Origin of the sequence: Paraburkholderia phymatum, from assembly GCF_038900715.1 — a bacterium.
In the GTDB taxonomy this organism is placed as follows: Bacteria; Pseudomonadota; Gammaproteobacteria; order Burkholderiales; family Burkholderiaceae; genus Paraburkholderia; species Paraburkholderia phymatum_A.
Map to the genome: position 1 here is coordinate 391,841 of NZ_JAYMRZ010000004.1, position 19,186 is coordinate 411,026.

Genomic DNA, 19,186 nt, shown 5'->3' on the forward strand with positions numbered 1-19,186 from the left:
TCGTCGAAGGATGTCACGGTTTGACAGTCGCGGCTGTGCCCGGCAGCGTTGGGGCGCTATGATTGACGCGGCCCGCGTTTGTCCTGGCGGCCCGATCGTTCGGCGGCGGGTTTAGCAAATCCCCGTACATCATCAAACTTTTGTCGATTCCGCGGCCGCCGCTAAAGTTACCCACGGCTTACTGTGTCGGTTACTCGCGCCGCGTCCACCGTGCGAAAAGCTCCAGCAGTGGAAATCCCGTTGTACATGTGCGTAGCGCCGCGGCTGATGACAGGGTGCTGAGGGCGGATGAGCCCCCTCTCTGCGACGCATGGTTAGCCGAACTTTCTCCTCAGTAAGAGCTCTACAGACTTGATGAATCGATCCACCGTCGCATGCTTGCCGTCCGCATGGGCCAGAACCGGCAGGGCGGCAACGGATCCGATTAGCAGCTTCGCGACGTGCTCCGCGGGCTCTCGCGTCATGCTGTCACTCGTCTCCTGGCCCTCTGTCACACATTCGTAGAAAAAGGTCTCGAGCTTTTGCATGGCGTCTGAAACGATGTGCTCGAAAGCCGAGCTACGGGTCGCAAGACTTATCGCGGTGGTGAACACGAGCCTTGCGCTGCTGCCTCCGCAGGTGATCGATCGTTCGCTTACCACCCGGAAGAAGCACAGAATTGCACTGACAGGACAACAAGCTCTTCGCAACTGGCGCAACATCGAATCAAATCCGTTGTCGATATACCAGCTGAGCACGGCGGCAAACAGTTGTGTCTTGTCTCCAAACTCTGCGATCAGCATCGTCGGCGGCACAACTGTGAAGCTAGAGATGTGGTGGATGGTGACCTTTTCGAAATCGTAAGTAGAGAAACAGGTCAAGGCGGCTTCCATAAAGCCAGGATCCATTAGCCTCGCATTCTCAATCATCAAGATGGCCCCGGTCTCGAAAACAATCGAGGTTTATATTGTCCTCAACAGATCGGGTCAACTATTCGTTACTGCGTAACAAGTGCTAGACGTCGAAAGACGCGACGTCGCGGTCCGCCCAGAGCTGGTTGACGGGTTGCTTCAGGCGCGGTTGCCATCTAGCAGTGTTCAAGGGATTCATAGCTGAGACGGCTTTCGACCTCGGTAGCGAGGATCATCGCGGAGGCGTTAAGCGGTGGTGGCTTCGTGATAGGCCTATAGATCCTGTCGCCCGCGTTGATGACCATGGCGCTGAGGGCGCAGACGCCTGATCTGGTAGAGTTGGCTCGACGCCAAAGCTGAAAGCGATAACTGCATCGTGTTGGGTCGTGCCATGAAATTATCGCGGTGGACGCGGAAGTGCGCTCGAGGACATTCACTTTCGCATGGTGCAGATCCATGTTGTCAGACGCTGGAGTCACCGTTGGCGCGGTCAGACGTGCGGATAGAATGCCTTCAGGAGATCGCCAACCCGATCGTGCAAGCGATCGCGCAATGCTCTTCCATGGCGCGTCTTTGCCCCTTGCTGCCGATGCATCCATGTTTCATCTCCGGGGCTTCGGGTTTGCCGCAGATAACGTGAGATTGCTATGGAGTGCAAGCTCCTATCCGCGTTCATAGGGCCGTCGGTCGCAGGGGGTGTTGATTTCGAAGTCTTTCGACGGCGGAGGATTCGTAACGAACGAGTGCGGCATCGATATAGAAATACTACCCCTCGCTAGTGCGAGAAACAAACATGCATCGGTATAGAAGTTCTACGCCGGCGCATACGAAAGCATAGGTTCATCGGGACAGTGGACGAGTACAGGACCGCGGCCGCTCACCGTTTGCTTTCGCTTGCCGTGCGATGACGTGTTGTTTAAGTTTGGAATGTCGGGCCTCAACTGACACTACCGGCTCAGCATCATGCGGAGCATGGTGGTTTTGCTTTACGCTTCGTCGGCAGCGGTCTCCGTCGCCGGGAAGTCGATCTCGGTCTGGAAGACATTGTTCACTAAATTCGTGTACAGGAATTGCACGCTACGCGCGATGATCTCGATGATCTGCGCATCCGTCCAGCCTGCATCGCGGACTGCCTGCAGGTCGGCGTCGCTGATCTTCCCGCGCGTCTCAGTGACCTTCTTCGCGAACTGTACGGCCGCTTCGCTTTTCGGGTCCTTGGATTTGCCGTAACGACTCATCTGCAGTTCGGCAGCTTCGAGCTTCCCGAATCGCGCGCCGATATAGGAATGGGCACGGATGGAATACTCGCAACCATTTACCTCGGAGACGGCAAGCGCAATGCGCTCGCGCATTCCTGTGTCGAGCGTTTTCTCAAGCGGAATCTGCAGACCTTTGAAGCCCGCTAAAGCGTGCGGGCTTTGCGCCATCACAGCAAAAACGTTGGGAACAAAGCCAAGAAGCTGCTCGAAGCCTTCGAGCGTGGCCTGCGAATCGACGGAGATCTGTTCGCGGGACGGGATAGCGAAACGGGTCATTTTCTCTTCAGTTGAATATGCCGTTATTGGCTGGGGGAATCCTATCCCTCTACACCGGCATAGATAAACTGCCTTGTTTGATATGTTCTGTTTCGAAAAACGATAGGGCGAGGAGACCGGACGGTGTTCTCATGCTTTCGGAACATGCATGCCAAGGACACGCAATATCCAAATTTTTCAAAGGTCTTCACGTTTTAGTTGATGTGTTCTAAAATACCATCTTTGTCGCCTGAGGGGAGTTCAGATCTGCGCAGCGTGAGCTTCCATCCCGATCCGAAGTCTATCCTTATCAACTGTTAAGGCCTTACGCAGTCTCGGGACACAGAATTCTATGAATCTACGGATCTTGATTGGTTGCTTCTGTTGTCCAACGCGCACCACGCTTACAGGCATCGGTTCGGGCTCGAAATCTCTGAGGACAAGCGTGAGCGAGCCTTGTTCGACGGCATGCGCGGCCTGGTAGGAAAGCACATGCGTTACACCGACGCCAGCGATGGCCGCATCAATTGCAGCTTCAGCCGTATTAACTGACAGGCAGGGCCGGATGCCTACCTGGCGATCCGGCCGCTGTCCGCGAGTGGAGGCGAAAGTCCACGTTGCGCCCGATGCGAGTGCCTCAAAGCTCACGCAGGCATGGTCTGCGAGATCCTCCGGCTTCTTGGGTCTGCCAGCACCGGCGAAGTAGGCGGGACTGCCGCAAATCACACGGCATACCGTACCGACAGGTGTCGCAACGAGCGAGCTATCCGGTAGATGACCGATACGCAGTGCAATATCGATCCGCTGATCGATCAAGTGCAGGTTTAGATCGGACAGAATCAGCTTGATGTGGATTTCCGGGAAGGCCGCGAGGAAATCGCTAATGACGGGCAACAGATGAAGCCGGCCGAACACAATGGGCGCTGTGACGACCATCTCTCCGCGGGGAGTTGAATATTCGCCCGACGCGTTCCGTTCTGCGTCTCCAACCTGGTTAATGATCGTTCTGCAAGCGCTTAGGTATGCCTCGCCAGTCTCCGTGAGCGTCAGCTTGCGGGTAGAGCGGACAAGTAATCGTGCATTCAGATGGTGCTCAAGCTCTGCGATCTTGCGGCTGACAGTCGGTAAGGGAGTGCCGAGCTTGCGTGCTGCTGCAGAGAAGGTGCCCAGGTCGACGACGGTAACGAAGAACGACATTGCCTCGAAGCGATCCATTTAACCTCTCATTTGCTGAGATCAAACTTATCAAAAGTACAGGATTATCAACGAACGCAGGGCTATGAGCATCCCTGTCATTCAGTAACGAGTGCCCACGTCCTGCTTCATGGAGCGGTGGGAGTTTACGTGTCCACAAGTGGAGCAGTTTGAACTGCCCGTTCGCGTGATTTTCCCGGCAAGCGCTCTAAGAGAGCGGTGCTGACAGGGCGGCAAACAAGGCGTTAAGCGATTTGCGGATTGCCGGCGGGGATACGGCCACTACATTCGAATCCGGCATGACGAGCGCGGACATCGGTGCTGCTAGCAAAAGCGGAAAGACGATGTGTTCGGGGCGCGTTTTAGTGGTTTGATCGACATCATTGTGCCAGGCCTTCAACCGCCCCTGTCCGGACCGTGTACCCGGATTGCAACTATGCGCCAGCTGACATGGCTTGTCAAAACGCCACGGGTATATATCTATGACGACAGGTATCGCTAGCTCATACGCGTGGATACTTACGACGAGATTGCTTACAGTTGCCCATTTCAGTGCTCCCACGAGTTTTCGCTTTTTGAAATTGCGCGTTTCGAAATCACAGACTTATCAGAATGCTGAGGCAAGACTACGATCAACGCCACACCTACACGTGGACGACGTAATCGGAGAAACAAATGTCACGCATTGACATTCCAAGTCATGATGAAACTGCACCGTCCAGTCTACAGCCTTTATTTCATTTCGTTAGCAAGCATTTTGGTTTCGTACCGGATATTTACCGTCTATTGTCTCTCAGTCCCCATTCGTTGACCGGGCTGATAGAGATGCAAGTCGCGCTCTCACGGACGTTGGACGTGCGTACGCGCGAACGCATTGCACTAGCAGTATCGGAAGTCAATGGCTGCCACTATTGCATTTCTGCTCATTCCTATCTTGGACGCTATTTCGCGAAGCTCAAACCAGAAGAAATAGCGCTAAACCGCGTAGGACGGTCGCTGGATCCGAAGGCTGAAGCGGCAGTAAAGTTCGCTCGTGAGGTCTCGATGTCGCGAGGAAAGATCGAGAGATCCGAGCTGAGTATTCTACGGGCGGCGGGCTACACTGGTGCGCAGATCGTCGAGATCATCGCGCTATGCGCCCAGTTCTCCCTGACCAGTCTGCTAGCCAACGTATTCGACATACGGCCGGATTTTCCGAAGATGAGCGATGAAATGGTAGCTGAGCCCGGAGAGTCGACACACGCTAAAAGGTCCGCGCTCTTTCCACGATAACTAGCTGTGCGACCGCGCTGTTGCGGCTTGTTTACGCTTAGAGTTCGAGCCAAAAATCGTCGACCTCAGTCTGATTCAGACGGAAGAATCTCCATCCACGATTCTCCGTGAACTGTAGCCTGTCCTTGATCGCGACATTGGCACATTCTATATCGGACGGTATAAAACGCGGTCTCCAACTTCGATCGGCGAGTCCACAACTTCTAATCGAGGAACATTCAACGATTCTCTTGAAGGCCATGGTGCCGTCAGGAAGGACGTGAGTGGAGAGGAAATGTATATAAGCGGCGGGGGCGATGTACGCATGGGGATAGTTCATCCCTATGCTGAAGTCAAATGGGTTGTGGACCGACTCATCAGTCAACTGCACGTGAATCCAGGCGCGGAAGTCAGTAGGAAGAGCGAGGTCTCCGTAAATTGAATATTCCGGCGCCGGTTCCGTCGACATCGATGGCCTCATCGGTGCAAATAAGTGGGAAGGGCAAACGATGGCCGCCAGTACAACGCAGACAGCAAATACCCCCATCATGTCCGCCGGATCGTACATCACACTCCTCGCGCTGGTTAGGGGATAACGTCAAAAGCTATATAACGCTGTGATTCAACGAAAATCCAGCGCAGTCGTCAATCATCCTTCGGTGTTTCGCGCGATACATCGGTATATCACCATGTTCTCCGGGGGATCGCTGAAGTCGCAAGGATCGCGTGAAGAGAGCCGCGAGCCTCGGAATCCGGTGCAAGCAGTGCGAAAGGCCATATGAAATCGATTCAGGTGGTGGGACATGCGATCTATGCGTGCGTACGTTATATCCTGGCATGCACGGCGGCACAGATAGTATGTTTGTACTATTGACAGCGTCGAAACGACGAAGCGACTCAGAAATCTGACTTTGGCAGGCGGATTTCCATTTTGACGAGCTCAACGAGTGTGTTCGCTTTCATCTTACGCATCAGCTGCCCCCGATGTACCTTTATGGTTATCTCGCTGAGGTTCATCTTTGCCGCAATCTGCTTGTTCATCATACCGCTCGTGACCATGGACAGGAGTTTGCGTTCGTGGGCGGTCAAGGCCTCGTATCGTTCACGTAACTCGCGCCGAACCCGCTCGTTTTCGCGATGCGCGCGGTCATGCACCATTGCAGAGCGTACGGCATCAAGCATGTCCTGGCCACGAAAGGGCTTACTCAGAAAGTTATGGGCACCGGACTTCATCGCCTTCACAGTCATCGCGATATCACCATGCGCCGTCATAAAGACGATCGGTATGTGCAGCTGAAGCTTGGCGAGTCGCTCTTGTGCATCGAGACCTCCTATCCCGGGCATTCGAACGTCCAAAATGAGGCAACTCGGTGGTGCGGTGTATTTATCTGGGGTCTTCTCCAACAGATCGAACATCTCCGTGGCGGAGGTGAAGAGTATCGCCTTCAGACCTACCGTCGCCAAGAGATCGGCGACGGATTCTCTTACAGAAGTATCGTCGTCGACAACATAGATCACAGCATAGGATTCCATATCATTGTGCTCCGTTCGTTGACCCGGACATATACGCCAGGCTAATGTGCGACTAAGCTCGGAATTCATTCATCTGGTGTGTCGTCTATATACGGCAACGTAAATCGGAATACAGTGTGCTGTTCACGCCGTTCCGCTTGAAGTACTCCACCGTGCGCCTCTACGATAGAACGACACACCTTGAGTCCCATGCCCATTCCATTAGGTTTGGTTGTAAAGAGAGCGTCGAAAAGCTCCTCTGGAGAATGTTCGCCGAACCCACAGCCGTTGTCTTGTACAGTCACAATCGCGAACGCGGTGTCGTGCGGCATAGAACTGACGATTAAAGACCTTTGTGTTCCGATGACGGGCAATAGCGCATCCATTGCATTACGCATGAGATTCTCGAGAACCTGTTGAATCTGGGTGCGGTCCCCGAGTACGGGCTTTGGTGCAGCAGTCTGCAGGCGTAGCCGTATGTTTGCGCGGTCGAGTTCACCTTGCAAGAGAAATGCGACTTCTCTGATCGCGTCGTCCAGATCCACTGGAACCTTAACAATCCCAGAGTTGGACGCGACAGCCCGTAGTCCTCTGAACACTTCGGCGGCACGGTGTGCGTCGCGAACTACCCGTCGAGCCGAATCACTGGCGCGCGCTGTTTCCGCGGGAGATTTAGACAGCCATCTCAGGCAAACCTCTGCGTTAGTGATGATTCCAGTGAGTGGCTGGTAGACCTCGTGAACGATTGAAGCCGCCATCTCGCCCATCGTGGAGAGGCGATGGGCGCGAGCGAGTTCCGCGCGCGCCGCCTGGAGCGCGTTCTCCGCGTTACGTCGTTCCGTAACATCAACGACCACTCCAACATACTGCAGACCTTCGATGTCGTCTGTTTGTGGATGTCCTTCGATTTGTACATACTTGATTTCCCCGAAGCCGACCGTAATCCTGAATTCGAGCTTAAAGACGCGACGAGCAGTAACGGCTTTCCCGAGTGCTATTCGTACAGACGTGTAATCATCTGGATGGGTCAGGTTCGCAAATGTTGCACTCGGTACGCGTCGTTCGTGAGGAATATCATATATGCGGAAACATTCTGGCGACGCCTGCATGATGTCTGCAATCGCGTACCATCTCCAACTGCCCGTTTGGCTCATTCGTTGTGCGTGTACCAACTCTTTCTCGTTCGCATGTAGCGCTATTTCGACCTCTTCCCTTGTTCTGTTCTCGATTGCGATGCGTGCGCGAAACCGTACATGTTCGAGTTTCACTGCCGCTTGTGACGAGAGTATGCGCAGGTACGCGATGAGGGATGGTTCGAAAGAGGGGGCGTTGCGTTGCCTATCCAGAAAGAGGATTTCCCTGCTCCGGTCACCGTTGAGCAAAGGAACACATAGCATGGGGTGTTCGAGAGCATAGGCTTTATAACTCGCCCCGACTTCTGCCGGATCGAAGGCAGTCGTCCCGAAGAGAACCGGCATGCCGGTCTCGGAAGCTGTATGAAAAGCGCTTCTGAAAAGTTCCTCAGGCTCATCTAGCGGCCTACGAGAGCTGACGATAATCTCATCGTTCTGCGACCGTTGTGCCTCGCATTCGACGAGGAAGGTCTCACCCTCGTTCCTCACGAGCCGAACACGGTATGCTTCTGCCACGGATATAGCGCCTCGTACGAAAGTGGCGAGGAGTTTCGCTTCATCGGTGCCACGTGAAAGTTGTTGCGAAAGCTGGCCCATTGCCAGTAGCTGTGCGAGATGCCGGTCACCGATCATGCTTGTCGTAATACTTCGATTCGGTCTTTGTGTATCACAGGTTATTCGGTATTTACGCTAATCGCCGGGGGACATTACTACGGAATAGCGACTGATCGTCCCACCGAATGTGTTGCAGAGGCTTCTACAACTTACATGTGCCTCGCACGAAAGCTTGCGCATCGACGCATTCAAAAACTTGTTTGCGCAAAGATAGCTTATGGCTACATCGATGACGTCGAAGTCGTTGAATTGTCCGGCACGGTGCATGATTGCGCGGGAGTTCAAATGTTTAGGAAGCTTGGTTCGGAGTCGAAGAAGAATCACATTGAGAAAAACGTGCTCGATCGAGGCGGATTGGATTCTTCGGGTCTCCGTCGCTTGTTTAGCGCAAATCCTGGTAATCGCGATGTTCCGGGGAGCAGCTATCTTTCGGGACCGTTGGCGAGCTAAGACGTGATTTAGGGAGCCATCGTACGAATGTATGGCTTGCCGCGACCACATGCCCGTTTTAATGACGGAAGGGGCGCCGTAAGTCAGATCCACAGAGCTGCACGTGATATAGCCAAAGTTCGCGTGCAGGCAAGCAATCAGGAGCCTAACGAACGTTCTGTGCGGCTATCTGACACGGTGCGCACTGTTCGAAAACTGCGTCTGCGCGACGCGGTTTTGACAGTGTGGCATACGCTGCATGCGGGGTCGTCCCAGTACTGCGTGGTCAGTTCCTAGGTCGCGGCAAAGATGCTATCGATATTACCAGGTTCGGCACAGTTCGCGCCGACGCGCGCGTATGCCTGGATATACCTTGGTATGTTTGACCGAGATGCACGGCTGATGACGCACTCTGACAGGAGTGGTTCGACAGGTTACCCGAAAGATAGAAGGTAATAGAACTATGCATTCCGCGTCGTAAACAGGCATCCCACACGGCGTCGGGTGCCAAACTATTTGCGACTGTGCGACTGGCTCAGCGCGACTAGCTGACGCTCGCGTCGTCTGCGACTGCGCCTGGACCATGAACGGTCGTCGCCCTGTGGCGGCTTCCGAAGCCGAATCTGGACGGGAAGCTCAAAGATAGCGTGATTAGTCATGGACGAATTCGAACCAAATCGAGACCAAATGGAACGGCCACCTCTCTACTATGAGCATGCAGGCCAACCATTACAGGAGAACCCCGTGTTCGATATGAAGCATCTTAGCCGACTCAAGAGGCTGGACGAAAACGCACCGGAAGCGATGAAAACCTTCTGGGCATTTGACAAGGCGGTCTTTGAAGAAGGCGCGTTGAGTGTGCAACAGAAACAGCTTATTGCCGTCGCCGTCGCATTGACCACACAGTGTCCCTACTGCATTGAACTGCACACCAACGCTGCGCGCGACGCAGGCGCCAGCGAAGCGCAACTGTCGGAAGCCGCGCTCGTGGCGGCGGTCATTCGTGCAGGCGGTGCCGTCACGCACGCTTCACATCTGTTCCGGGGCTAAGCTGGGTCGAGAGTCCGGGTTGGATCGGGCTCTCAAACCTGCATGTTCGGGCGGGCGTTCTTACTTTGTGCCCGGAGCGCAGTCACAACGCAATGGACTAAGGGGAAGCTTCCACATGAACGTTCGAACCGTCCTCGGTGCTGCGCTGCGCGGTAGTTTCCTTTACCATCTCAACGCCTACTTCTGCACACGGGACCGGCGAAACCGTCACACCGAACTTCGAGCATACCAGTCCCAACGTTCATGAAAAGTCGTTTACTGCCGTCGTTGTCGACTATGCCTTTGGTGAAACGTTGTCGTCACACGAGCACGAAAAGTCGGTTTTCATCTATGCCTACGTGGTCACGGGCGCCATCGAGTCACAAGTGGACGACGGCGCGAAGCGAATCTACGGGTACGTTTTGCGGAGCAGCCTTTCGCCTGTTATCGTCGAACTGGCTTAGCTTTGTGTCTCACAGATCAACAACTGCGCCTACTGTCTCGACATCCACACGCGCGACCTGCTGAAGAAATGCGTGACGCTCGAAAAGCTGGCGCTGGTACAGGCATGGTGGAAGCCGGTGGTCTGTTTGACGAATGTGAGCGTGCAGCCCTCGCATGGGCCGAGTCGGTCACTTGTGTCGCGCGCAGCCTGGCGTGCCGGATGAGAACTACGAAGCAGCGATTGCAGTGTTGGATGAGCGGGAACTCGTGGCTTTCAACGGCCGATTGTGCCCGAAGGAAAAACATAGAAAGCCAGGAGAACGCGCGTGCTGACGATTTGAGGGCGAACGTTCTCTCGTGCTGCGCCGAGGTGAACGTCGCATTCAACCGCATAGATATCGACATCCAGTTCAAACGAAAACCGAAACGTTATCAACTCTCGACGGCGATTGTCTAAAATGCACTACTCGCAACTATTCGAAACACCGCGGCTAACGCTGTCACTGTAATGAATGGATTTAGCTGTCACGAACAACTTCGGGCACGCGCAAGCCATGGTTCGTCGCACACCGCTGAGGTCGCGCTCAGCGCGTTGCGAGTGGGCGGCGCCCGGTGGCCCCGCGTGACGTATCAGCGCAGGCGAAGGACATCTTGATCACAACTTGGGCCATCTCACATGATCCCAATACGGGAGGTACCCTTACGGGCTGGACAGCCCGCTACGAGGAAAGGCAGCATCAGGCGTTCGAGGGCGTCGTGTCGAAACCGTGCTGGTAAATCATGTTTCTTGTTTCCTGAGTCCAATCCATGCTTCGAGAATTGATCGTCGAGTACGGTTTGCCGCTGGTTTTTCTTAACGTACTGCTCGAGTCCCTTGGTTTCCCGGTTCCGGCGATGCCAACACTTGTTCTCACCGGGGCAATCGCCGCGTCGGTGGGCGCCCACAGCAGCGTTTGGATGATGAGAATGCCTCTGCTCAATGTGGTTCTCGTTGCAACGACATCAGCCTTGTTCGGTGATGCGCTATGGTTCTGGCTCGGACGGCGTTACGGGCGCCGCGTCCTCGGATTACTGTGCAGCATATCGATCTCACGGGACACATGTGTGAGCCGGAGCGGAGAGCTGTTCGGAAGGTTCGGCATTCGTTTCCTGGCCGTATCCAAATTCATTGCCGGCCTATCGACCCTCGCAATACCTGTCGCCGGCGCAACGGGCGTTCCTCTCGTCAGTTTCCTCTTCTATGACGCCATTGGGGCAGCGCTATGGGCGACCGTCGGGGTAGCTCTCGGCGTGTTGTTTGCGGATGCAGTGGACACGATTCTCAACGTCTTCGACTGGTTCGGCGTGGGGGCAGTGATCATCGCGGCAATTTTTCTGGTTATTTACGTTGGTGTCCGATGGCGACACCGGGTGGCTTTACTGCATCGTTTGCGCATGCCTCGGGTCGACGCCTCGCAGCTAGATGCGTTGCTCTCGGAAAATCCACCACCTTGCGTCATCGACGTACGACAAAGATCGCGGCGACAGAGCGATCCTGTCCGGATTCCGGGGGCGATCGTGTTCGATCACGCTGCATCGGTAGCACAGTTTGACAGACTGGATCGGAACAGAAAATTCATTATTTACTGTGACTGTCCGAACGAAGTGAGCGCGGCGTTAGTGGCAGAACAGATGAAGACAGAGGGTTACGCGGACGTGTTTCCACTCGCTGGTGGGCTCGATGCGTGGCGGGCAGCTGGCTTCGCCCTCGAGCCGCTGCTTCTTGACGCAGCGACGCGAGAAGCTGCGACCAAGATCCATCAAACATCTGTGCGCTAAGACGGCGACGATGCCGAAAGACGCCAGATGCCAATGGTTCCAATCGACTGGCGTGTTGAGATTACTGGCCAACATGATGGTTCACAGCTGGCTAACAAGCGTCGCGATGATGATAGAGCAAAGGAATAACGACAGTGCTCGCCTCGCGGACATGATTCGTGGTTTCTGAATGCAAGGCGGTAGATACTGTATTCCGGTCGTCATCGGCCGAACCAGGTTTTGTCGCTTCACGATCCAGTAGAGAGCAACCACAGCTATGTGAACCGTGACTAACAACATCAGCAGAGTGAAAAGTATTCCGTGCGCAGAGACCAGCATATCGACGGTATTAGCGGAAAAGATGCCGAAGAGCAGGCCTACTCGGACGACGTCGTTATTCACAAACAGGCCCGTCAATACCTGCATCGACAGTGCGAAGATAAGTGCAACCACCATCCACCCGCCGAGGGGGGTGTGTCCAATGTGCATCGCCGCGGGTTGTGAAAAGAAGCCACGGGCGTAGGCGAGGGCAATCGAGGGGCGTACCAGGAACCCTCGGAAGCGCGCTGTGTCGCTACCCCAAAAGCCCCAAAGAATGCGGAAGATCAGCAAAGTCAGGATGAGTTTTCCCACGCGAACGTGCCACGTCATCCAGTTGTACTGGGATGTTACGTATGCCGTGGTGATGAGGCCGACAATTGACCAGTGAAAGATTCTCACTGGCCAATCCCACACACGCACAGGATCTCGCGCGGTCGGCGCGGAAAGTAACTTCGATGCTTTTTTCACGAAAAGCTCTCTTTAGGCAGTGCGATGGCGTGAATTGATGCTGAGAGTGTACGTCACGGTGTCGCTGCTATTAAGACGACGATGCGGTTATTTTGTATCGCGGTTCTATACCTGAGTATTTCCCACACGTTATGTTCAGACTTATTTTGACTCGGCGAGCTACATGCCGTAGTGATATATCTGAATTAGACGGACACTCTTGTCGGTCCAAATAGAATCCATATCGACCAAGTTCTGGCATGTCGGAAGTCGACTATGCAGCGCATATACAGACGGATGCGCAAACGATACCAAGCGAACGTTGTTCGATAGCTTCTCGATCGCTAATATGGGCTTCAAGGGCGATCAGGTGGTGGCCGTCCATCGGTTGCATATTGCAACAGCACATGGACAGGCATGAGGAGAATGGTCAGGCTCGCGTTTCCCAATGTCCCGGACAAGCTTTAATCGTCATGGGGAACGTTAATCGATTCTGAGGTCGATCGACGAAGAAGGTGTCATATGACTCTGGAAGCTAGCGAAGACATTATTGATCGAGCGTTGCTGTGCCTGTTGGCTCCGCAACCAGCCCCGATATCTGAAGTGACGTTTGTTAAAAAGAAGAAATTCCGCAGAACAAAAAAGATGCTCTGTCAACAGGCAGATGAAAATCTCAAGAAAGAACTGTCATCCGCCAAGGTTTCAATCATCGAGCGACTGTCGTCGGTCACGCTTAGTGTCTGCTGGAGCGACGCCACCTCGGGGTATTTTGGCGAACAGGTGTGGAGGATGGGGTTCGCACGCGTCCAATCGTTCTGCGCGCTGAGCGGTATGCCGATCAGAATCGGAGATTCCGTATTCCGACCGCGGGTATGCGAGACGCGCGCACCGGCAAACAGTCATCGGATGATCCTTGCCTCGTCCGTTCGTATGTCGCTTCCACGACCATGATCGGCGGGGACGTTTACATCGAAGTTATCACGCGTCTTCCATGGCTGCCCGCCGGGGAATTGCACGTGCAGTGGCGCAGATAGTCGCGCTTCTCCGTCGCTACATCAGTCACTAACGGACCCCGGAGCGTTTTTGGGCCATAGAACCCCGGAGCAAGCATGTCTGCCACTCGTCTGAGAAATATAGACAAACGTCTTGAATACGTAACCGATCGAGTTAAGTCTGTCCAAGAAGAGGAGACGGGATTTATCCCCAAACCGTCGCCCATAATACTAAAGGCGGCACGGCGCGTGCTCCCGTTCTCTGTTGCAACATGGTCGATAGTCGAACTGCCAATTGAGATGATCCTGGCGCAATCGCCGACGGAGCGTCTCGGTTCGGTAGCCGGGTGTCTGATCTGGGTCGCGTTCGCCTTCGGGGCCATGTACAAGAAGCGGTTTGCGAGCGCCGTATTTCTATTTCTCTGTGCGGTCAGTTCGATCGTTGTAGCACAGGCTTTGCCGATCGTATATGAATCGTCCGCCGTCGTGTTCAGTGTATCAGTGGTGGATCTTGTCCTGAAGGTATCGACACTCCTTGCGTCGCTGATTCTCAGGCTCATGGCACCGTATCCTCGCTGACATGAGGATGCTATGGACACTCGGCGTTGTCGCAGTAACCTGCGGCTGACTCTTGCACGGCGGCCTTTGTTGGTTGCGAACGTTGGGCTCAGTTGCTTGCTTGTTCGATCGGGTAGGCCTAGCATCCTTTTTGTTCGTCATACAGCAGCTTTGCTACACGCTTCCCCTTCCGAACCCGCTCGCGTCGACGCCTTCGCGTTTCGCAAGTCCTTTCCCATCAGGTTGAACCAGGAAAATGCGACCGAAGCTATTGCGCGGGCGTGGCGCACAAAAAGAGCCCGCCTGAAGACGGGCCAGAGCCTTTCTAGAGCGACGACAGGGGTGTCGTCAAGCTGAGCCTAACATTCCGTTACGCGATATCACGATAGTTTGTTACGCAGTAACGGTGACTGGCGCTCGTTACTTCTGTTGGCCCCGTGTTGGAATCAGATAAACGCCCCGTCTGCGAATCTACGTGCCTAAAGGATCTGTGTCACTAGATGGTTTCCGCGCTCGGACATTCTATGGCATGAGCACTTGCTCTTCGTAATGCTCATGCAATATGCGGCGGTATATAGGCCCGATACTCATGAGACGTTGTGACGTAGTGCACATGGCCATACTATGAATCGCGGGTGTGACCATGCGGTCCTGTTCTACGTTAGCCCGCGAACAGATCGCGAAGGACGGTGCCAACGAACACATTGTCCCGGCCACTCCCGATGCGCGTCCGAGGACGGGACCCTGAGTAGCCAATGTCGCCGAATAAGCCAACGAGGAGGTTGAAATGCAGTCGAATCGCCGTGAGTTCATCGTGGGAAGCGTTGTGGGGCTGGTATCGGCCGCATTCCTGCCGCACGTCGCCTATGCCGCGGAAGAACTATCCGAGACGGATCCGAGCGCAGTCGCTCTTGGCTACCGAGCGGATGCGACCAAGGTGGACAAGGTCAAGTTTCCGAAATACGCGACCGGCCAGGTGTGCGCGAACTGCCAGTTTTACCAAGGCAGTGCATCTACAAGAACCGCTGCCTGCCCGCTGTTCAACGGCAAGACGGTCGAAGGGGCCGGTTGGTGTAATGGGTACGTGAAAAAGGCGTAATGACGCTGGCGGGCGTGGCACGCGGAGATGCTACTACTTGCGCAGATAGTCGCTTGATGGCGTTATTTCCGGCTCGCACGCGCTCGAGATACCGCCTGCGTGAAGAACCCATCTCCGCTACACGACATTCATTATGGTGAACGGGCTACATGGCATATTCCTCGGATCGAGGTCGAAAATGAACGTGACATCTGGTGTTCCGCATCGCTCGCCATTGCGCAATAAGAAGGTGGAAATGGCACCCTCTTCACGCGTTAGAGTCTGGCAACGGAGAGTCCCTCTCCAGACTTTACTTTTTGATGTGCTGTTCGAGGTGGCCTTGATCTGCGGGGCAGGGTTTGCGCTGACTAAGTATCGCGCACATATGAACTATTACGACCAGCTAGTGCTGGTATGTGCGATTCCCGCGCTCACCACGCTGGGATGGCGCTGGAAGCCAGCGCGCGTGTTAATGGTGGGTATTGCCGCACTATCATTGTTTGCGATTCACCAGTATAGCGATGATCTCACTCGCGCTGATCATGAGTTTTTTCTGAAGTACTTTCTCTCAAGCCAATCTGCGATCCTGTGGATGAGTGCGCTGTTTGTACTTGCGACGCTGTTTTACTGGATCGGCATGCTATCCCGCTCAACATCGGGCGGGGCTATCGCGTCGAAGCTGACGTGGAGTGCGGTGTTGATGGGTTTCGTCGGGATGATGGTGCGGTGGTACGAGTCCTATCTGATCGGACCGGACATTGGCCATATCCCTATTTCGAATCTATACGAGGTTTTCGTACTGTTCAATCTCATCACTGCGCTCTTCTACCTTTATTATGAGAGACACTACGGCACACACGCACTTGGTGCTTTTGTGTTGCTCATCATTAGCGCCGCAGTCAGTTTTATGATGTGGTATTCGATATCGCGCGACGCGCAGCAAATTCAGCCTCTTGTTCCTGCGCTTCAGAGTTGGTGGATGAAAATTCATGTCCCGGCGAATTTCATCGGGTATGGCAGCTTCGCTCTGTCCGCGATGGTTGGGGTCGCCTACGTGATGAAGGACAAGGGCATCCTGGATGACCGGCTTCCTGCGCTCGAAGTACTCGACGATGTGATGTACAAGTCAATTTCCGTGGGTTTCGCATTCTTTACCATCGCGACGATTCTCGGTGCGCTATGGGCAGCGGAAGCGTGGGGCGGATACTGGAGCTGGGATCCCAAGGAGACCTGGGCCCTGATAGTATGGCTGAACTACGCCGCATGGTTGCACATGCGCTTGATTAAGGGGCTTCGTGGAAGAGCGGCAGCATGGTGGGCGCTGACCGGGCTGGTAGTAACGACATTTGCCTTCATCGGCGTCAACATGTTTCTTTCAGGACTGCATAGCTACGGGAAACTCTAAGGTTCGACGAGGAACTCAGTAACGATGTGCGGTGTCTGCGCAGTCGACGACTGCACGGAACCGCACGCCCGCGTCATCGCCTTCTACTGCAGCATGATCCGCAACGGGCTCCAGCCCGAGTAGGCAAGCACGGACCTCGTCATGCGTGCTTGCGCACCAGCCCTTACAATCGTTTTCCGTGCGTCGGCGATCTCGATGAAACGTGTTCAAACCAGACCTGTAGCTGCTAAAGAAAGCGCACCCGCCTGAAAGACATAGAAGGGCTTGGATTAAAGCAATGAGCCTGTATTGAATGTGGCGCGTAGCATCATCATTGCGACATCAATGCGACATTGAACATTCTCGCAACGGGACTTCGCCGTCTTGCAGAAGGACGGCAATCGAAATACAGACAGCCGCTCGAAGGAAAGTGCTGCCTGGTGGACGTCGAACCGATCGGGATCGGTTCAGCCTACACGTCGCCTATCTGTGTGGTGAAGTACGCTTCACGACTCGGTTTGGGTGCGCGTGCCGGTGCGACCGGCGCCCCGTCGTGGGCAGAGCTTGACGTAACGTCTGCGGCGCATCCGCACGCCTATCGGCGTTCCGATGTGAGGCGGTCATCAGGAGTTCGCGCTATCTGGAGGTAAAAGCGGAGACTCGGATACGACTGCTTGGCACGACGTTCATGCGGCGTACGGAGGCGTGATGCGCGGCGCTGCTTTGTAACCGGTGCGATCCACTGTTCCGGTGCGCGTAGGGCACCTTTTGTGGCTGCCCTCGCGCCTCACTCCGCAGCAGGGGCGGCCGTTTGTTTTCCGAAGAAGATCTACGAGAGCAGATTTGCACATTCTTAACGTAAAGTTTGGCGCGAGCCCACGCTTTCCCGGTCGTTGACGCAAATGTGCAATTTCATCGCATACCTCTTTTCACACGTAGCAATGTAAAAGCAACGGGCGTCATCTATGGCACACCTGTCTTTTGCAGTTCTGAACTGGCCATCTTCCAGTCAAACATAAGTAGGCACTGTGTCCATCGAGTGTGAAGTCGGTCTCTGCAGGTAGATCGAGCTACGCAAGACTATAGCGCGTAGATAATGCCCACAAACATCGATCCGAACAGGACCCACTTAACTGCATAGTAGGTGGGCCGATGCCAAGCCTTGATTCGCTTTCCCGTTAGACGGATGGCGTAGATGTACTTGAAAGCCCGGTTCAGAAAACCAGTACGGTCGCCGGTTTCATTGGGCGAAGCGGCGGCGCGGAGCACGACGTTCGCGAAACTTCGGTTCAACGCTGCGGCCCAGCGATAACACATCGGGCGTTCGACATCGCAGAAGAGGACGATGCGCGAAACTTCGGTTTCGTTTTTGGCGTAGTGGATATAGGTTTCGTCGAACATGACCTCTTCTCCGTCGCGCCAGTAATATTGGTCTCCATCAACCTCAATGTAGCAAGCAGGATTGGACGCGGTGACGAGCCCGAGATGATAACGAACAGAGCCGGCGTAAGGGTCGCGATGCCGAACGAGGCTCGCGCCGGGCGGTAGCTGCGCAAACATTGCCGCTCTAACGGTCGGAATTTCCTGGAGCAAGCGTGTGGTTATCGGACAAAGTGCCTGGGCGGAGGGATGAGGATCGTCATACCACTTCAGATAAAATCGCCGCCAACCAGTCTTGAAGAACGAATTAAATCCGATATCGTTGTGGCTTTCTGCGGCCGCGATTTTCTGTGCGGCATCGACCGCCAAGGCCTCATCCCGGATGGTCTGCCAGTTCGCTTTGAGAGACGCGAGTTCGGGAAAGCCCGATGTGTCAATGTAGGCACCACGCTTCAGCGTGGAGAATAAGTAGAAGACGGCGTTAAGCGGCGCTAGAAACGTTGAATGGTCGGACAACTGACGCCAGAACGGGAAGCGTACTTTGCCACGCATGGCAATATAGGAAGCGCTCGCGATAAACCAGAACAGAAACAGCACGCGCATCCTTACACTCCTATACGGTTCGGAAAGTTCATTAGATTGGGAGGCAAGTCTTCCGGGAATGCATAGCATGAGCTACCACGCTCGAATTTTGCCTTAATGGAATGACAGTTTGTGTGCGTCTATAGACGTCGTTACCACGTAACACAAGAGCAAGGCGACAATCGCGTGGCAGGCGACTTGGCAATGCTATCTGCCGATGCGTCGCGCCTACGCGTCACGAACGGCCATCGCGCATTAATCATCTGGCCGCGAATTTATCGCATCCGATTCAGGAATACTGTGCGATGTTCATCCACCGAAATTAAATGTTCAAAGCATCATATTTTCAACAAGAACGAAGTATCGCGACGGCATACGTTCGTATATGTATCCTTCATACTCTCATTGAAAGAAGATGTGATCGTCCCAGCAAGCGGGGAAAATCGGAATATTGTTAAGTCCGCATTCGGAGATGAAGACGAAATGAAGAAGCTGTACTCAGAAAACCAATCATCGAGTATGTGAAAGAGGTCGAGGCCGGCATGTCAGTCAAGGGTTTTCGCAGCATGCGTGACTTTCGCGTCGCCTCGTACTATGCATGCCGGGTAAAGGAGATCGGAGACGCATTCGATCGTG

The 19,186-nt window shown here is 54.5% G+C and carries 15 protein-coding genes and 2 pseudogenes; 8 read left to right on the forward strand and 9 right to left on the reverse strand.

Features of this window, described 5'->3' with window-relative positions; genetic code table 11:
• Nucleotides 1-314: 314 nt before the first annotated feature.
• The 4 genes from VSR68_RS10500 to VSR68_RS10510 form a co-directional block, all read right to left on the reverse strand.
• Nucleotides 315-872, reverse strand: coding sequence for a hypothetical protein (locus tag VSR68_RS10500; protein ID WP_342939768.1), 558 nt, complete (start codon nucleotides 870-872; stop codon nucleotides 315-317).
• Nucleotides 873-1,066: 194 nt separating this feature from the next.
• Nucleotides 1,067-1,489 carry a DUF3331 domain-containing protein gene (locus tag VSR68_RS42790; protein WP_428983487.1) on the reverse strand — a complete coding sequence of 141 codons (423 nt, stop codon included), beginning with the start codon at nucleotides 1,487-1,489 and terminating at the stop codon, nucleotides 1,067-1,069.
• Nucleotides 1,490-1,876: 387 nt separating this feature from the next.
• Complete coding sequence (locus tag VSR68_RS10505) at nucleotides 1,877-2,425, reverse strand: carboxymuconolactone decarboxylase family protein (protein ID WP_342939769.1); 549 nt, start codon at nucleotides 2,423-2,425, stop codon at nucleotides 1,877-1,879.
• Nucleotides 2,426-2,665: 240 nt separating this feature from the next.
• Nucleotides 2,666-3,619: a LysR family transcriptional regulator gene (locus tag VSR68_RS10510; protein WP_342939770.1), complete on the reverse strand. Its 954-nt coding sequence runs from the start codon at nucleotides 3,617-3,619 to the stop codon at nucleotides 2,666-2,668.
• 654 nt (nucleotides 3,620-4,273) lie between these two features.
• On the opposite strand from VSR68_RS10510, the gene VSR68_RS10515 reads away from it, so the two are divergent.
• The gene (locus tag VSR68_RS10515; protein WP_342939771.1) at nucleotides 4,274-4,870 is read left to right on the forward strand and encodes a carboxymuconolactone decarboxylase family protein; all 597 of its coding nucleotides are present in this window, start codon (nucleotides 4,274-4,276) and stop codon (nucleotides 4,868-4,870) included.
• Nucleotides 4,871-4,907: 37 nt separating this feature from the next.
• Here VSR68_RS10515 and VSR68_RS42795 read toward each other — a convergent pair whose 3' ends face one another.
• The 3 genes from VSR68_RS42795 to VSR68_RS10525 all read right to left on the reverse strand — a co-directional run bounded on the left by VSR68_RS42795 (nucleotide 4,908) and on the right by VSR68_RS10525 (nucleotide 8,127).
• Entirely contained in the window at nucleotides 4,908-5,417 is a 510-nt protein-coding gene (locus tag VSR68_RS42795; RefSeq protein ID WP_428983488.1) for a cytochrome P460 family protein, read from the reverse strand.
• Between the two features lie 329 nt (nucleotides 5,418-5,746).
• Nucleotides 5,747-6,382: a response regulator transcription factor gene (locus tag VSR68_RS10520; protein ID WP_342939772.1), complete on the reverse strand. Its 636-nt coding sequence runs from the start codon at nucleotides 6,380-6,382 to the stop codon at nucleotides 5,747-5,749.
• A gap of 65 nt (nucleotides 6,383-6,447) precedes the next feature.
• Nucleotides 6,448-8,127: an ATP-binding protein gene (locus VSR68_RS10525; protein WP_342939773.1), complete on the reverse strand. Its 1,680-nt coding sequence runs from the start codon at nucleotides 8,125-8,127 to the stop codon at nucleotides 6,448-6,450.
• Between the two features lie 1,164 nt (nucleotides 8,128-9,291).
• On the opposite strand from VSR68_RS10525, the gene VSR68_RS10530 reads away from it, so the two are divergent.
• The 3 genes and pseudogenes from VSR68_RS10530 to VSR68_RS10540 all read left to right on the forward strand — a co-directional run bounded on the left by VSR68_RS10530 (nucleotide 9,292) and on the right by VSR68_RS10540 (nucleotide 11,829).
• The gene (locus VSR68_RS10530) at nucleotides 9,292-9,588 is read left to right on the forward strand and encodes a carboxymuconolactone decarboxylase family protein (protein ID WP_342939866.1); all 297 of its coding nucleotides are present in this window, start codon (nucleotides 9,292-9,294) and stop codon (nucleotides 9,586-9,588) included.
• Between the two features lie 326 nt (nucleotides 9,589-9,914).
• Nucleotides 9,915-10,281: pseudogene (locus tag VSR68_RS10535) on the forward strand (carboxymuconolactone decarboxylase family protein); the annotation flags it as partial.
• 537 nt (nucleotides 10,282-10,818) lie between these two features.
• Nucleotides 10,819-11,829: a VTT domain-containing protein gene (locus tag VSR68_RS10540; RefSeq protein ID WP_342939774.1), complete on the forward strand. Its 1,011-nt coding sequence runs from the start codon at nucleotides 10,819-10,821 to the stop codon at nucleotides 11,827-11,829.
• An 81-nt stretch (nucleotides 11,830-11,910) separates the two neighbouring features.
• Here VSR68_RS10540 and VSR68_RS10545 read toward each other — a convergent pair whose 3' ends face one another.
• On the reverse strand, nucleotides 11,911-12,597 hold the full coding sequence (locus tag VSR68_RS10545; protein ID WP_342939775.1) for a cytochrome b/b6 domain-containing protein: 687 nt from the start codon (nucleotides 12,595-12,597) through the stop codon (nucleotides 11,911-11,913).
• Nucleotides 12,598-13,098: 501 nt separating this feature from the next.
• Between VSR68_RS10545 and VSR68_RS10550 the strand changes: the two genes are divergently transcribed.
• From VSR68_RS10550 to ccsB, 4 genes and pseudogenes are all read left to right on the forward strand, one after another.
• Nucleotides 13,099-13,527: a DUF3331 domain-containing protein gene (locus VSR68_RS10550; protein WP_342939776.1), complete on the forward strand. Its 429-nt coding sequence runs from the start codon at nucleotides 13,099-13,101 to the stop codon at nucleotides 13,525-13,527.
• Between the two features lie 158 nt (nucleotides 13,528-13,685).
• Nucleotides 13,686-14,147, forward strand: a complete 462-nt coding sequence (locus VSR68_RS10555; protein WP_342939777.1) for a hypothetical protein — start codon at nucleotides 13,686-13,688, stop codon at nucleotides 14,145-14,147.
• Nucleotides 14,148-14,913: 766 nt separating this feature from the next.
• On the forward strand, nucleotides 14,914-15,225 hold the full coding sequence (locus tag VSR68_RS10560; RefSeq protein ID WP_342939778.1) for a high-potential iron-sulfur protein: 312 nt from the start codon (nucleotides 14,914-14,916) through the stop codon (nucleotides 15,223-15,225).
• A 292-nt stretch (nucleotides 15,226-15,517) separates the two neighbouring features.
• Nucleotides 15,518-16,609, forward strand: a pseudogene (gene ccsB / locus VSR68_RS10565) (c-type cytochrome biogenesis protein CcsB); the annotation flags it as partial.
• A gap of 1,059 nt (nucleotides 16,610-17,668) precedes the next feature.
• Here the strand turns inward: ccsB and VSR68_RS10570 are convergent.
• Nucleotides 17,669-18,571, reverse strand: a complete 903-nt coding sequence (locus VSR68_RS10570) for an aspartyl/asparaginyl beta-hydroxylase domain-containing protein (RefSeq protein ID WP_342939779.1) — start codon at nucleotides 18,569-18,571, stop codon at nucleotides 17,669-17,671.
• Nucleotides 18,572-19,186 lie beyond the last annotated feature (615 nt).

Coding starts and splice junctions, on each gene's coding strand:
- VSR68_RS10500 (WP_342939768.1), bottom strand. CDS start 872: ATGGAAGCCGCCTTGACCTGTTTCTCTACTTACGATTTCGAAAAGGTC.
- VSR68_RS42790 (WP_428983487.1), bottom strand. CDS start 1,489: ATGGATGCATCGGCAGCAAGGGGCAAAGACGCGCCATGGAAGAGCATT.
- VSR68_RS10505 (WP_342939769.1), bottom strand. CDS start 2,425: ATGACCCGTTTCGCTATCCCGTCCCGCGAACAGATCTCCGTCGATTCG.
- VSR68_RS10510 (WP_342939770.1), bottom strand. CDS start 3,619: ATGGATCGCTTCGAGGCAATGTCGTTCTTCGTTACCGTCGTCGACCTG.
- VSR68_RS10515 (WP_342939771.1), top strand. CDS start 4,274: ATGTCACGCATTGACATTCCAAGTCATGATGAAACTGCACCGTCCAGT.
- VSR68_RS42795 (WP_428983488.1), bottom strand. CDS start 5,417: ATGTACGATCCGGCGGACATGATGGGGGTATTTGCTGTCTGCGTTGTA.
- VSR68_RS10520 (WP_342939772.1), bottom strand. CDS start 6,382: ATGGAATCCTATGCTGTGATCTATGTTGTCGACGACGATACTTCTGTA.
- VSR68_RS10525 (WP_342939773.1), bottom strand. CDS start 8,127: ATGATCGGTGACCGGCATCTCGCACAGCTACTGGCAATGGGCCAGCTT.
- VSR68_RS10530 (WP_342939866.1), top strand. CDS start 9,292: ATGAAGCATCTTAGCCGACTCAAGAGGCTGGACGAAAACGCACCGGAA.
- VSR68_RS10540 (WP_342939774.1), top strand. CDS start 10,819: ATGCTTCGAGAATTGATCGTCGAGTACGGTTTGCCGCTGGTTTTTCTT.
- VSR68_RS10550 (WP_342939776.1), top strand. CDS start 13,099: ATGACTCTGGAAGCTAGCGAAGACATTATTGATCGAGCGTTGCTGTGC.
- VSR68_RS10555 (WP_342939777.1), top strand. CDS start 13,686: ATGTCTGCCACTCGTCTGAGAAATATAGACAAACGTCTTGAATACGTA.
- VSR68_RS10560 (WP_342939778.1), top strand. CDS start 14,914: ATGCAGTCGAATCGCCGTGAGTTCATCGTGGGAAGCGTTGTGGGGCTG.
- VSR68_RS10570 (WP_342939779.1), bottom strand. CDS start 18,571: ATGCGCGTGCTGTTTCTGTTCTGGTTTATCGCGAGCGCTTCCTATATT.